Here is a 13,245-nt window from a genome sequence, read left to right as displayed (position 1 = left end):
CGATGCGCATCGCCCATCTCTCCGACCTCCATTTCGGTCGTGACGCCCCCGACCTCGTCGCGGCGCTGCAGACCGAACTCCACGCCCTGGCCCCCGACCTGGTGGTGCTCAGCGGCGATCTTACCCAGCGTGCGCGCCCCGCCGAGTTCGCCGCCGCCGCCGACTTCATCGCCCGGCTACCGGCGCCGGTGCTGGCGGTGCCGGGCAATCACGATCTGCCCGGATGGCGACCGCTGCTGCGCTTCATCGATCCCTGGGGACGCTGGCGCGCCGGGCTCGGGCGCGCGCTCGAGCCCGAACTCGACGGCGCCGGTTTCATCGCCGTCGGCATCAACACCGCGCGGCGCTGGGGACCGCACCCCGACTGGTCGCGTGGGCGCGTCAACCGCACCCAGCTCGTGCGCATCGAGCGGCTGGTGACGCGCGCCGAGCCCGGTGCGGTGCGGGTCCTCGTCGCTCACCACCCCTTCCTGCTCTCCTCCGAGCTGCGTCGCCGTGGTCTGGTCGGGCGCGCGCGCCGCACCCTGGTGGGGCTGCGCCGCGCGCGCATCGATCTGATCCTCGGCGGCCATCTCCACCGCGGCTATGCCGGCGTCGCCGAGGGCGTGGTGGTGGCCCAGGCGGGCACTGCGGTCTCCACCCGGCACAAGGGCGAGCCCAACGCCTTCAACTGGATCCGCGCCGATGCCCGCGAGATCCAGGTCGAGCCGCGTTCCTGGAACGGCGTCGGGTTCGTGGGCACGGCTTGCTGGCGCTTCGCCCGCACCGAGGCGGGCTGGCAGGGCGGCGTCGAGGGCTGCTGAGTCGGTTGTCGTCGCCGTGTGGCGCCGCGGCGCGACGATGCTTGGGATCCTCCGGCCTCAGCCTCACCTCTGAGTGCGAGCTCGATCGATTGCATGGCCCGACCCTTGCCGTTGTGTCGGGAGCTGGGGCGCACGCGCCTCTCGGCTCGATCCGGGGCGTGTCTGTCGTATCGATGTCGCCGGGCGCGCCGCCTCCCTTCGCCGGTTGCCACCGCATCGGTGGTGGATGATGTCGCGGTGATCCATGGTGAGACGATGAGTGAATCCCCCCCGAAGTCCAGCGACGCATTGCGTGATCGCGCCCGCCAGGTGCTGCGCGAAGGCCGGTTCGGTCATGTGCTCGAGGCCATCGGGCAGGGTGATGTCGATATCTCCGCGCTGCTCGAGGAGCTGCATGTCTACCATGCCGAGCTCGAGCTGCAGCAAGAGGCGCTGCGTGAGAGCGAGCAGGCCAGCGAGATCGCCTCGCAACGCTTCCGCGGGCTCTATCAGGAGCAGCCGCAGCCGACGCTCAGGATCAGTCCGGAGGGGGAGATCCGAGACCTCAATGCCGCCGCCGCCCGACTCTGCGCCTTCGAGCACCGGCGCTTCGAGCGCTTGGCCGCGCCCAGACACCAGTCCTTTCTGTGCGCCGCGCTCGAGCGCGCCCTCGACGACGGCAAGGCGAGCTGTCGCGAGGTCGAGCTGCGGGGGCGCGAGGGCGCCGCGCTGATCGTCGACCTGGTGCTGATCCGCCTGCCGATCCCCAACACCGACGAGTTCGAGCTGATCTGCAACATCGTCGACCAGACCGAGCGCATCGCCCAGCGCGAGGCACTGGTCGAGGCCAATGCCAAGCTCAGCGCCGCCGCCGAGATCATCGACGCGAGCAACATCGTCGCCTTCCGCTGGTCGCCCGAGCCGGGCTGGCCGATCCGCTATGCCTCGGACAACGTCCGGCGCTGGGGCTATCGGCTCGAGCAGATACGCTCCGGCGAGATGCATTTCGCCGACCTGGTCCATCCCGATGATCGCGCCGCGCTGGAGCAGGGCTTCGACAGTTTCCTCGGCGTCGAGGGGCCGGCCTTCACCCAGCGTTATCGCATCCTCTGGGCCGATGGCTCGGTGCACTGGGTGGAGGAGGACACCAGCGTCCAGCGCGATGAGCAGGGGCGGATCCTCTCTATTCAGGGCTTGATCGCCGACGTCACCGAGCGCGAGCGCATCCAGCAGGCGTTGCGTCATCAGCTACAGTTCCAGCGGTTGATCGCCGAACTCTCGACCCAGTTCCTCCATGCGACCGCGGATGCCTTCGACGGCCTGCTCCAGTACGCACTGGAGCGCATCGGGCGCTTCTTCCAGGCCGACCGCTGTGTCCTGTTTCGGCTCGACCCCCAGTCCCAGACCCTGCGTCAGGATTGTCAGTGGTGTGCCGAGGGGGTGGCGCCGAGCAGCCCGCTGCTCCAGGCCACGCCGTTGGCGCAGACGCCGTGGCGGATGACCCAGATCCATCGTCAACAGCCGATCGGGATCACCGACATCGAGCGGTTGCCGCCCGAGGCCCATCTCGAACGGGCGATGTTGCGCGCGCGCGGCACCCGTGCGCTGCTCGCCGTGGCCCTGACCAGCCATGGTCAGTTGTTCGGCTCGCTGGGGCTGGAGAGCGCGCGCCAGCCGCGGGAGTGGAGCGAGGACGAGGGGCAGGTGCTGCAGCTCTTCGGCGAGACCATCGTCAATCTGCTGGTGCGTCAGCAGATCCAGCGCGACCTGCTGCTCAGCGAGACCCGTTATCGTCAGGTCACCTCGGTGATGACCGATGTCGCCTACGCCAGTCAGCGGCGTGACGGCGGACTGTTCTGGATCGAGTGGATGACCGACTCCATCCTCGCGCTCACCGGCTATGCGCTCGATGAGGTGCTGGGGCAGCGCAGCTGGCGTTTCATGGTGATCGAGGAGGACGGGGAGCTGTTCGACGACAACATCGTCGATCTCGAACCCGGCCAGACCTCGACCTGCGAGCTGCGGTTGCGCCACAAAGACGGTTCGTTGCGTTGGGTGCGGGCCACCACCGAGTGTCAGCTCGATCCGAGTGATCCAGGGGTGCGTCGCTACTACGGGGGGCTGGTCGATATCAGCGACGAGAAGACCCTCTCCGACAAGCTCGCCTTCCTCTCGCACTACGATCCGCTCACCGGTCTGGCCAACCGTCGCTTGATGCGTAAGCGCATCAAACGTGCGCTCACCCAGGGGAGGCGTGGTGCGCGCAGCCTGGCGCTGCTCTCGATCGACCTCGACAACCTCAAGCTGATCAACGATTCACTCGGTCACCAGGCCGGTGATCAGGTGTTGCGCGAGGTCGCGCAGCGGTTGCTCGGTATTCTCGGTGGCAATGACACCCTGGCGCGCTTCGGCGGCGACAACTTCATCTGGCTGACCGCCGATCAGCCCACCCCGGAGACCTGCAGTGAGCGGGTCAAACAGATCCTGGAGGTGCTGGCTCCGCCGGTGGCGATCGAGGATCGCGCGGTGCTGATCAGTGCCTCGACCGGCATCTCGCTGTATCCCGACGATGCGGTGAGCGCCGACGAGCTGATCGGTCATGCCGACGCCGCCCTGCACATGGCCAAGGCCGAGGGGCGGGGGAGCTATCGCTTCTTCACCCCAGAGACCAACGAGCGGCTGCACGAGCAGTTCCTGCTCGAGCAGGATCTGCGTCTGGCGCTCGAGCGCGACGAGATCCTGCTCCACTTCCAGCCGCGGGTCGATCTGCGTGACGGGCGTATCCTCAGCCTCGAGGCGCTGGCGCGCTGGCAGCATCCCGAGCGCGGGCTGATCCCGCCGGGGCGCTTCATCCCGCTGGCCGAGAGCACCGGGCTGATCCTCCAGCTCGGCCCCATCGTGCTCGATCTCGCGTGTCGTCAGCTCCTCGACTGGCAGGCGCAGGGGGTGCCCGTGGTCCCGATCGCAGTCAACCTGTCGGCCAACGAGCTCTTCCTCGATGGTTTGGCGCAGCGGCTCGCCAATACCGCCGAGGCCTTCGGCATCGCCCCGGAGATGCTCGAGTTCGAGATCACCGAGAGTGCAGCGATGCGCTCGATCGAGCGGGCGGTGGCTGCGGTCACTGAGCTGCGTCAACGCGGTTTCTCGATCGCGCTCGATGACTTCGGCACCGGCTACGCCTCGCTGAGCTATCTCAACCGCCTGCCGGTGAACTCGCTGAAGATCGACCGCTCCTTCCTCGCCGAGATCGACGAGCGTCCCGAACTCCCCCGTCAGGCCATCGCCATCCTCAAGGCGATCATCGGCCTCGGCGAGAACCTCGGCCTCGAACGCATCGCCGAGGGCGTCGAGACCGAGGCCCAGCGCCGCTTCCTGCTCGCCCACCACTGCACCGTCGCCCAGGGCTACTACTATTGCCGCCCGCTCCCCGCCGAGCAGCTCGAACCGCTGCTGCGGGCGGGGCGGGTGGGGGGGCTGTGAGCGATGGGACGAGACGTAAGACCCGCGGCCCGTTTCACGTCGCGCCCGCGCCGCGCTCGCTGTCGGGGCGGCTCTGGCTCGAGGTCTGTGGGCTGGTGAGTGAAGCGTGTAGAGATGGGCTCTGCGGCAGGGGCAGCGTGTTTTAGTCCCCGGAAACGAAAAACGGCCAGTCGATTGCTCGACTGGCCGTTGATCTTGTATGGCGCGCCCGGAAGGATTCGAACCTCCGACCACCTGGTTCGTAGCCAGGTACTCTATCCAACTGAGCTACGGGCGCATCGTGTTCCAGCGATTGCGGCGCGAGGCCGAGGGCTCGGTGGGGCCCTGATGAAAACGCCTCAGACAATGATGATCTGAGGCGATCTCTGTATGGCGCGCCCGGAAGGATTCGAACCTCCGACCACCTGGTTCGTAGCCAGGTACTCTATCCAACTGAGCTACGGGCGCATGAATTTTGCTCCATCTCTGGAGGCTCTATCCAGCCTCGCATGCCTGCGGACTGATTGAGCGGCTTCAGTGGAGTCGTTGCCGACATCGAACACCGAAGAGGCGACAATTATTCCGGCCTTTGTCCGTGCTGTCAACCCCTGATCGCGATCCGTTTCGTCGATGGACCCTCGCGCGGCCGATCCGCTACCATCGGACGCGGTGGCGCCGTGCCGTGTCGCGCCGTTGTGAACCAGGTCTGACAGGGGGAGAAGGGATGCGTCTGATCATCATCGCCATCGTCTCCGGCTGGGTGCTGGTCGCGCTGGCGCTGGCCGTGCGGGTGCGCGCCTGCGATCTCGAGGCGCGGCTGAGCGCGGCCTATTTCGTGCTCTGGCCGGTGGCGGCGGTGTCGCTGCTGCTGCAGGCGCCGGTGCCGGGCGTGATCGCGCTGCCGGCCACTCTCGGCTTTCTGCCCTGGTTCCTCTCCGGCCCGCATCTCTGGGCGCGACTGCGCCGTGGCGTGCCGGCCGCGCCCGGCGCCTTCATCGGCATCGCCTTTCGGGTGTGGGGCTGGGGCATCCTGCTCTCCATGCTGCTCGGGTTGTTCTTCTGATGTCCTCCACCGATTCCGCTCCCGTCGCGTCGCGACGCTACGACCTCGACGACCTGCTCGCGATCATGGCGCGGCTGCGTGACCCCCAGTCGGGCTGCCCCTGGGATCTCGCCCAGACCTTCGCCACCATCCTGCCCTTCACCCTGGAGGAGGCCTACGAGGTCGCCGATGCGATCGAGCGCGACGACATGCCGGAGTTGCGCGACGAGCTCGGCGACCTGCTGCTGCAGGTGGTCTTCCACGCCCGCATGGCCGAGGAACGCGGCAGCTTCGCCTTCGCCGAGGTGGTGCAGGCGATCTGCGAGAAGCTGGTGCGGCGTCATCCGCACGTCTTCGCCGACACCGCGCTCGACGACGGCGCGGCGGTGCGCGAGCACTGGGAGCGGGTGAAGGCCGCCGAGCGCGCGCACAAGGGCGCGGGCGCCACGCCGCCCGGGGCGCTCGACGGCGTGGCGCGGGCGCTGCCGGCGCTGCTGCGCGCCGAGAAGCTGCAACGGCGCGCGGCGCGGGTCGGCTTCGACTGGGACGACGCTGCTGGCGTCTTCGCCAAGGTCGAGGAGGAGCTGGCGGAGTGTCGCGAGACCCTGGCGCGCCCGGCGGGCGCGCCCGAGCGGGTGCACGAGGTCGGCGACCTGCTGTTCTCCTGCGTCAACCTCGCCCGTCATCTCGGCGTCGACGCCGAGCAGGCGCTGCGCGAGGCCGGGCAGCGCTTCGAGCGGCGCTTCGGCGCGGTCGAGTCGCGGTTGCGCGAGGCCGGGCGGGCGCCCGCCGCCGAGCTGCGCGACGAGATGGAGCGGCTGTGGGGCGAGGTCAAGCGGGAGGAGCGGGATTGAATCATCACATGGCGCGCCGCCGGGCGCGCGCGACGGAGACCGATTGATGGGGCTGTACGACAAGATCCTCGCCTGTAATCGCTGGGACCCGGAAGACTTCGTGCCCTGGCTGCTCGACGGGGTGCGAATCGGCACCCTGCGCCATGCCGCGGCGCGGGCGCTGACGCGCTGGCCGCGCTGGTTCCGCGTCGAGCCGCAGGCGGTGCACTGGATCAACGCGCCGCGCGACTTCGCGGCGCGCTCGGCGCTGCTCGCCGAGGTGGTCGAGACGCTGGTGGCGCAGGGCGAGATCCCCTATGCCCACGGCGAGCTCTATCCGGTGACCCCGAACGGGCGCGATCGCGCCTGCTGCGTGGTCGATCGCGCCGCCGGTCCCTTCTTCGGCATCCGCGCCTTCGGCCAGCACCTCAACGGCTTCGTGCGCACCGCGCACGGGCTGGAGATGTGGGTGGGGCGGCGTGCCGCCGATCGCAGGCTCTATCCCAACCGGCTCGACAACCTCGTCGGCGGCGGCCTGCCGCACGGCCTGGGGGTGCGCGAGAACCTGCGCAAGGAGTGCGCCGAGGAGGCCGGGATGGCCGCGGCGCTGGCCGATCTGGCGGTGCCGGTCGGCGCGGTGATCTACTGTCGCGACTCCGAGCGCGGGCTCAAGCCCGATGTCATGTACTGCTATGATCTCGAACTGCCCGAGGACTTCGTGCCCCGCTGCACCGACGGCGAGGTGCAGGCCTTCTATCGCATGCCGGTCGATGAGGTCGTGGAGATCGTGCGCGATAGCGACGAGTTCAAGCTCAATTGCAACCTCGTCGTCATCGATTTCCTGATTCGTCATGGCTTGATCGGTCCCGACGAGCCGGACTATCTTGCCCTCATCCAGGGGCTGCGCTCGCCCTTGCCCTGCTGAGCCGCCCAGCCCGGCGCTCATCACCCCATCCATTCCGCGGAATCAACAGCACATGAGCCCAGATCGATCCCCCATCCAGCGACGCGCCTGCGTCCCCGTGCGCGTCGGCCACCTCACCATCGGCGGCGGCGCCCCGGTCGTGATCCAGTCCATGACCAACACGGACACCGTCGACGTCGAGGCCACCGTGCGTCAGACCCTGGCGCTGGCGCGGGCGGGCTCGGAGATGGTGCGCATCACCGTCAACAACGAGGAGGCGGCGCGCGCGGTGCCGCGCATCCGCGAGGCGCTCGACGCCCAGGGCTGTGCGGTGCCGCTGGTCGGTGACTTCCACTTCAACGGCCATCGTCTGCTCAACGACCACCCGGCCTGTGCCGAGGCGCTGGGCAAGTACCGCATCAACCCCGGCAACGTCGGTCGCGGCGAGAAGAAGGACGCGCAGTACGCGAGCATGATCGAGACGGCCTGTCGCTACGACCGGCCGGTGCGCATCGGCGTCAACTGGGGCAGCCTCGACCAGGAGCTGCTGGCGCGGATGATGGACGAGAACAACCGCGCCGCCGCGCCCAAGGAGCCGCAGCAGCTGATGTACGAGGCGATGGTCGAGTCGGCCGTCTCCAGCGCCGATCGCGCCGTCGAGCTGGGACTGCCCAAGGACCACATCATCCTCTCGTGCAAGATGAGCGGGGTGCAGGACCTGATCGCCGTCTATCGCATGCTCGGCGCACGCTGCGACTACGCCCTGCACCTCGGTCTGACCGAGGCGGGGATGGGCTCCAAGGGCATCGTCGCCTCGACTGCGGCGCTTGCGGTGCTGCTCCAGGAGGGCATCGGCGACACCATCCGCGTCTCCCTCACCCCGGCCCCGGGCGAGGCCCGCACCCGCGAGGTCGAGGTCGCGCAGGAGATCCTGCAGAGCATGGGGCTGCGTTCCTTCACCCCGATGGTCACCGCCTGTCCCGGCTGCGGTCGCACCACCAGCGACACCTTCCAGCACCTGGCGCAGGACATCCAGGCCTATCTGCGCGAGCGCATGCCCGAGTGGCGCGGCACCTACCCCGGCGTCGAGCAGATGCAGGTGGCGGTGATGGGCTGCGTGGTCAACGGCCCGGGCGAGAGCAAGCACGCCAACATCGGCATCAGCCTGCCGGGCAACGGCGAGCGCCCGGCCGCGCCGGTGTTCGTCGACGGCGAGAAGGTCGCCACCCTCAAGGGCGACGGCATCGCCGAGCAGTTCAAGCGCATGGTGGACGACTACATCGAGCGTCACTACCGCGCGCGCTGACCGGTCGCCGCCGCGGGGCGGCGGCGCACATCGAAGCAGACGGAGGAGCGAGTGATGCGCAAGCCGATCATCCCGGTCGCGATCGCGGCCATGCTGACGCTGGCCGGTCCGCTGAGGGCCGAGGACCCCCTGGTGGTGCCGCTGCAGCGGCTGTCGCTGGCTGCGGCCAGCGCGGTGGCCGAGGGCGCGGTGGCCGAGTGTCGTGCGCGCGGCATCCAGATCGCGGCGACCGTGGTCGATCGCGAAGGGACGGTGCAGGTGGTGCTGCGCGACACCATCGCCGCACCCATCACCGTCGACATCAGCCGGATGAAGGCCTTCACCGCCGCTAACTTCAACGCCGCCACCTCGGCGCTGGCCGAGCGCGCCGAGAGCCCCGTCGGCCGGGTCGACGGGCTGGTGATGTCGCCCGGCGGGGTGCCGATCCACGCCGCCGGCTCGGCGCTGGTCGGCGCCGTCGGGGTGAGCGGTGCGCCCGACGGCGAGACCGACGAGGCCTGCGCGCGCGCCGGGCTGGCGGCGATCGCCGACGACCTGGACATGCTCTGACCCATCCCCGGCGCCGCAGCGGAGGCGTCGCCGGGCAGCTCATCACCGGCCCCGTCGGCCGGTCAGCCGAAGGAGACCGTCATGCGTCTGTTCGAGGCCGAACCCGCGCTGGTCGCGGATCTGCGCGGAGAGTGCGAGCTGGTGGAGACGCGCACCCGCGCCGGGGTCGAGGTACTCACCCTGCGTCATCCCACCCTGGGGCGTCTGGTGCTGGTGATCACGCCCGAGGGCGGCGGCATCGTCGCCGAGTTCGGCGACTGAGCGATCAGTCCTCGCCGGGGCGTACGCGGCGCAGTTGCTTGTCGCGACCGCGCTTGCGCTTGGCCTCGAGCCGGCGCCGCTGCGAGCCCTTGGTCGGACGGGTGGCGATGCGCGGGCGGGGGCGGGCGGTGGCCTCGCGGATCAGCGCCGCGAGGCGCTCGCGCGCGTCGGCGCGGTTGCGCTCGCGGGTGCGGTGGCGGTGGGCCTCGATGCGCACCACCCCGGACTGGTCGATGCGTCGGTCGTTGCGCAGCAGCAGCCGTGCGCGTACCGCCTCGGGCAGCGACGGGCTGGTGGCGATGTCGAAACTGAGCTGGACGGCGGTCTCGACCTTGTTGACGTTCTGGCCGCCGGGGCCGGGGGCGCGGATGAAGCGCTCCTGGAGTTCGGACTCGGCGATACGGATCTGCGGGGTGATCTCGAGCATGGCGGGGCTGTCGGAGGACGCGCGGCGACCGGGCAACCGCGGTGTCGATGATGGGGATATCTGCCGATCCCGGTGGCGATGGTCGATAATCGGCATGTCCCTGGAGTGCAGGGGCGGGTGGGCAGTCTAGCGATGCCGAGGGTGTCGCCGCAAGGTCCGCCCTGGTCAAGTCCAGCGAGGTGTGTGATGGACACAGAGGATTATGGGCACTTGCTGCTCGCCACCGATTTCGAACCCGAGAGCGAGCCGGTGGTGGCGCGCGCGGTGCGGCTGCGGGCGCTGTTCGGGGCACGGTTGACGTTGCTGCACGTGGTCGAATACGTGCCGCCGTCGATGGACTACATGCCGGTGGGCTATTCGGGCGATCCGCTGATCGGCGGCGAGGCCGGGCTCGAGGCCGAGTTGTTGCGGGTGGCCGAGCAGGAGATGGCCGCGCTCGGCGAGCGTCTCGGCGTGCCCGCCGCCGATCGTCTGGTGCGCGTCGGCGCCACCGGTCAGGTGATCGACGAGGTCGCAGCCGAACTCGGGGTCGGGCTGGTGGTGATCGGCAGTCACGGTCGTCACGGTCTGCTCGGGCTGTTCGGCGCCACCGCCCGGCAGGTGTTGCGCAACCCCGACTGCGACGTGCTCTGCGTCAAGCTCGGCCAGGACTGAGCGCGACCGGGGCGCGCGCGCCCCGTGTCGCCCGACCCCGCTCAGGCCGGTGTGCCGGTATCGCGCGCCGGCTCCGGGGTGAGCGCCGCGACCACCCGGGCGAAGCGCGTCTCGAGCGCGGCGTCGGCCGGTGCCGGCGCGCTCAGGTACCAGTCGCGCAGCAGCTCGGTGGTGCCGCCGAGCGGGTCGCTCTCACCATCGCCCATGCGTTCGGCGAGCCGCGCCACCTGATACGCCAGACGCTGCTGACTATACGCCGGCGGCGAGTCGATGCCGGTGAGGATCTCGAGCTGGAGACAGAGCTGCCGGCGCTGCTCGCCGTGCGCATCCAGCTCCGCGGCGAGCGTCTGCGCCGTCGCGGCATCGGCGAGCGCCTCGCAGGCCCGGCGCAGGCGCGCGTCCATCGCCGCCTGCAGCGCCTGATCGTGCAGCGCGCCGAGCGCGCTCCATTCCGCCTCGATCGCGGCGCGCTCGAGACCCTGTCCATGCTCGGCGATCGCCGCCTGCTCGATTCGGGCGCACAGCGCCTCCTGGCGCTCGAGCAGCGCGATGCTCCGGCCCCGCTCCCGCTCGCGCGCGTGCTGTCGTGCCTGCACCAGCCGCTCGCGCGCCGCCTGCCAGCGTGCCTTGAGCGCACCGGCCGCCTGACGCGGCACCGCCAGTGACTGCAGTTCGCGCCAGCGCGCGTCGAACTCGCCCAGCCGGGCCTCGAGTCGCTCCGGCGTGGTCTCGTCCGCGGCGCTCCGCTCGGCCTCGGCGCAGAGCGCCTCGCGCCGGGCGAGGTTGTCCTCCAGCTCGGCGAACTGGGCCTTCTGCAGCGCCGCGCGCCGGGCGAACACCGCGTCGCAGGCGGCGCGGAACTCGCGCCAGATGCGGTTCTCATCCTTCTGACGCGCCGCGACCGTGGTGTGCCAGTCGCGTTGCAGCGCCTTGGTGCGCTCGAGTGCCTCTTCGAGCGGTTGGTGCTCGACCAGCGTCTCGACCTCGGCGATCAGCGCGCGCTTGAAGGCGAAGTTACGCTTGCGCTCGCCCTCGAGCCGCCGCTCCAGACGCTTGAGCGCGCGGTGGAAGCGGCGCTCCAGGACGTGGCGGTGACGCGCCTCGACCGGGCCGATCGCCGCCCAGGCGCGACGGGTGTCGGCGCGCGTCTGCACCACCTGTTTCCAGTCCGCCTGCTCCCAGTCGACACCCTCGATGAAGGCCTCGAGCTGGTCGCAGAGCCGTTCGCAGGCGGCGCGGTTGGCCGCGCGCTCGGCCACCTGGGCCTCGAGATGGGGGCGGCAGCGCTCGCGGATGCGGGTCGCGGTCTCTTGGAAGCGGGCGCGCAGCGTCTCGTCGGCGCGCGCCCCGGAGCGGTCGAGTTCCTTCCAGCGCTGTTGCAGCGACTGCAGCTGCTCGGCGGCCTGTTCGAGCGCCGGCGCCTCGGCCTCGAGCGCGGCGATCTCGGTGCACAGCGCCTCGCGGTGCTGGTCGGCGCTCCAGCGGCGCCACTGCTGCAGCTCGCGCAGCTGGGGGGCGAGCTGACGCAACCGCTCGGCGGCACGGACGCTGTCGGCGTTGGCGCAGCCGCTGGTCTCGACCAGTTCGAGCCCGGCCTGCAGGCTCTGGAAGAGGGCGTCGGCCTTGCGCAGCTCGCCGGCCTCGAGGCGCTGTTCGAGTTCGGCGAGCCTGCCGCCGAGCTGGTCGCGTCGCTGCTCGGCGTTGCGCCGCTGGGTGCGGATGCGTGTGGCGAGCCGGTCGACGAGCGTGCCGCACGCGGCCGTCGCCGGGTCGCCGTCGAGGGTTGCGCAGCAGTCGCGGGCGCGCTGGAGCAATCGCTCGGCGCGGTGGCAGGCCAGCGGCTTGGGGCTGTCGAGCAGTTCGCCGATGCGCGTCTGGTGCTCGGCGAGCTGGGCGCGTGCCTGCGCCTGTGCGCGCTCGCGGCTGTGGTGATCGGCGATGCGGCTGGCGAGTGCGCGGCGTCGGGCATCGAGCGGCGCCTGCTCGGGGTCGGGCAGGGCGGCGAGCGCCCCCCATTCGTGCTCGATCCGGGCCAGTTCGGCGGCGTCCGGGGTGGCGGCCTCGGCGAGGGTCTCGAGCCGGGCGAGCAGCGTCTGATAGGTCGCGGCGCGCGCGGTCTGGTCCTGCTGCTCGGCCTGCTCCCTGGCCGCTGCCGAGCTGGCCGTCTCGAAGGCCGCGATGAAGCGCTCGCGCGCCTGTTGGTAGCGGGTGCGCAGCTCGGGTTCGGCGCGCGCCTCGAGTTCGGCCCACTGCTGGTCGAGATGGTCGAGCAGCGCGCGGTCCTGGGTCCAGTTGCCGAGCCGACCGAGTCGCTCGGCGCGTTCGCACAGCCCGCTGCACTGCTCGCGGATGCGCTGCGGCTCGGCCTCGCGCTCGGCGATCAGGCGCAGTTTCTCGCGGGCGCGCCGGTGGACGACCTTGTCGCGCTTGCCGATCTCGCGCACCACGCGTTCGAGCGCCTCGCGCCTCTCCAGTCGCTCGATCGCGGCGCGGCGGTTGGCCGCCACCGGGTCCTCGAGGGCGCACTCGGCGAGTGCCTCGGCGGCATCGAGTCGGGCGATGAGCGACAGCCGCAGCGCCGGATCCGGGCAGCGGCGAGCAAGGCTGGCGAGTGCCTCGGGGGCGGTGATCGCCGCGAGGCGCGATTCGCGCTCGGTGGCCGGCTGGAGGCGGGCGAGCAGTTCGCCGTAACGGGTCGCGGCGGCGTCGCGCTCGCTCGCCGCCGTCGCGTTGACGAGGGTTGCGGCGAGGCGGTCGAGGTCGCCTGGTTCGACCGGCGGTGGCGGCGTCTCGGCCGGTTCACGCGCGACGGATGCCGGTGGCGTCCTCGGGTGTGCGGTTGCGTCGGTCTTGCGCCGCTTGAGAAAGCGTTTGAGTAACATCTCGTTCCCACCCAGGTTTGCGCTCGAGCCTGCGCGGCGCGCGACGTTGCCGCGCCCGTGGCTGAAGGTGTCAATGACGGAGCCGTCGCGAGGGTTCGGACGGCTCCGAGTCGATCGGTTCTTCCAGGGCGCGCCGTCTCGTCGAA

General features: G+C 70.5%; 11 protein-coding genes and 2 tRNA genes. 9 read left to right on the top strand and 4 right to left on the bottom strand.

Annotated elements, in window-relative coordinates:
* Positions 1–2: 2 nt before the first annotated feature.
* Positions 3–803, top strand: a complete 801-nt coding sequence (locus EBL85_RS09330; protein ID WP_123142767.1) for a metallophosphoesterase — start codon at positions 3–5, stop codon at positions 801–803.
* A gap of 255 nt (positions 804–1,058) precedes the next feature.
* A complete protein-coding gene (locus EBL85_RS09325) occupies positions 1,059–4,262 on the top strand; it encodes an EAL domain-containing protein (protein ID WP_123142766.1) in 3,204 nt (1,067 codons plus the stop codon).
* Positions 4,263–4,462: 200 nt separating this feature from the next.
* Here EBL85_RS09325 and EBL85_RS09320 read toward each other — a convergent pair.
* Both EBL85_RS09320 and EBL85_RS09315 read right to left on the bottom strand, forming a co-directional pair.
* Positions 4,463–4,539: transfer RNA gene (locus tag EBL85_RS09320), tRNA-Arg, on the bottom strand.
* 93 nt (positions 4,540–4,632) lie between these two features.
* Positions 4,633–4,709 (bottom strand) — tRNA-Arg (locus EBL85_RS09315).
* Positions 4,710–4,965: 256 nt separating this feature from the next.
* Here EBL85_RS09315 and EBL85_RS09310 point away from each other — a divergent pair.
* From EBL85_RS09310 to EBL85_RS09285, 6 genes are all read left to right on the top strand, one after another.
* On the top strand, positions 4,966–5,304 hold the full coding sequence (locus tag EBL85_RS09310; RefSeq protein ID WP_123139706.1) for a hypothetical protein: 339 nt from the start codon (positions 4,966–4,968) through the stop codon (positions 5,302–5,304).
* Complete coding sequence (gene mazG, locus EBL85_RS09305; protein WP_123142765.1) at positions 5,304–6,137, top strand: nucleoside triphosphate pyrophosphohydrolase; 834 nt, start codon at positions 5,304–5,306, stop codon at positions 6,135–6,137. The genes EBL85_RS09310 and mazG overlap by 1 nt, the downstream gene beginning before the upstream one ends.
* Before the next feature lie 46 nt (positions 6,138–6,183).
* Entirely contained in the window at positions 6,184–7,041 is an 858-nt protein-coding gene (locus EBL85_RS09300) for a DUF4743 domain-containing protein (RefSeq protein WP_123139708.1), read from the top strand.
* Between the two features lie 52 nt (positions 7,042–7,093).
* Positions 7,094–8,326 carry a flavodoxin-dependent (E)-4-hydroxy-3-methylbut-2-enyl-diphosphate synthase gene (gene ispG / locus EBL85_RS09295; protein ID WP_123142764.1) on the top strand — a complete coding sequence of 411 codons (1,233 nt, stop codon included), beginning with the start codon at positions 7,094–7,096 and terminating at the stop codon, positions 8,324–8,326.
* A gap of 54 nt (positions 8,327–8,380) precedes the next feature.
* Positions 8,381–8,875 (top strand): heme-binding protein, encoded by a 495-nt coding sequence (locus tag EBL85_RS09290; protein WP_123142763.1) that lies wholly within the window; start codon positions 8,381–8,383, stop codon positions 8,873–8,875.
* 81 nt (positions 8,876–8,956) lie between these two features.
* A complete protein-coding gene (locus EBL85_RS09285; RefSeq protein ID WP_005223509.1) occupies positions 8,957–9,136 on the top strand; it encodes a hypothetical protein in 180 nt (59 codons plus the stop codon).
* Between the two features lie 4 nt (positions 9,137–9,140).
* Here the strand turns inward: EBL85_RS09285 and arfB are convergent, their stop codons facing one another.
* Entirely contained in the window at positions 9,141–9,563 is a 423-nt protein-coding gene (gene arfB / locus EBL85_RS09280) for an alternative ribosome rescue aminoacyl-tRNA hydrolase ArfB (protein WP_005223517.1), read from the bottom strand.
* A gap of 186 nt (positions 9,564–9,749) precedes the next feature.
* Between arfB and EBL85_RS09275 the strand changes: the two genes are divergently transcribed.
* The gene (locus EBL85_RS09275; protein WP_123139712.1) at positions 9,750–10,217 is read left to right on the top strand and encodes a universal stress protein; all 468 of its coding nucleotides are present in this window, start codon (positions 9,750–9,752) and stop codon (positions 10,215–10,217) included.
* 41 nt (positions 10,218–10,258) lie between these two features.
* Here EBL85_RS09275 and EBL85_RS09270 read toward each other — a convergent pair whose 3' ends face one another.
* Positions 10,259–13,099 carry a DUF349 domain-containing protein gene (locus EBL85_RS09270; RefSeq protein WP_123142762.1) on the bottom strand — a complete coding sequence of 947 codons (2,841 nt, stop codon included), beginning with the start codon at positions 13,097–13,099 and terminating at the stop codon, positions 10,259–10,261.
* Positions 13,100–13,245 lie beyond the last annotated feature (146 nt).

Source organism: Marichromatium sp. AB32, from assembly GCF_003718675.1.
Lineage (GTDB): Bacteria > Pseudomonadota > Gammaproteobacteria > Chromatiales > Chromatiaceae > Marichromatium > Marichromatium gracile.
Note: the sequence above shows the minus strand (reverse complement) of the source record. Positions and strands in the feature narration are given on the sequence as shown.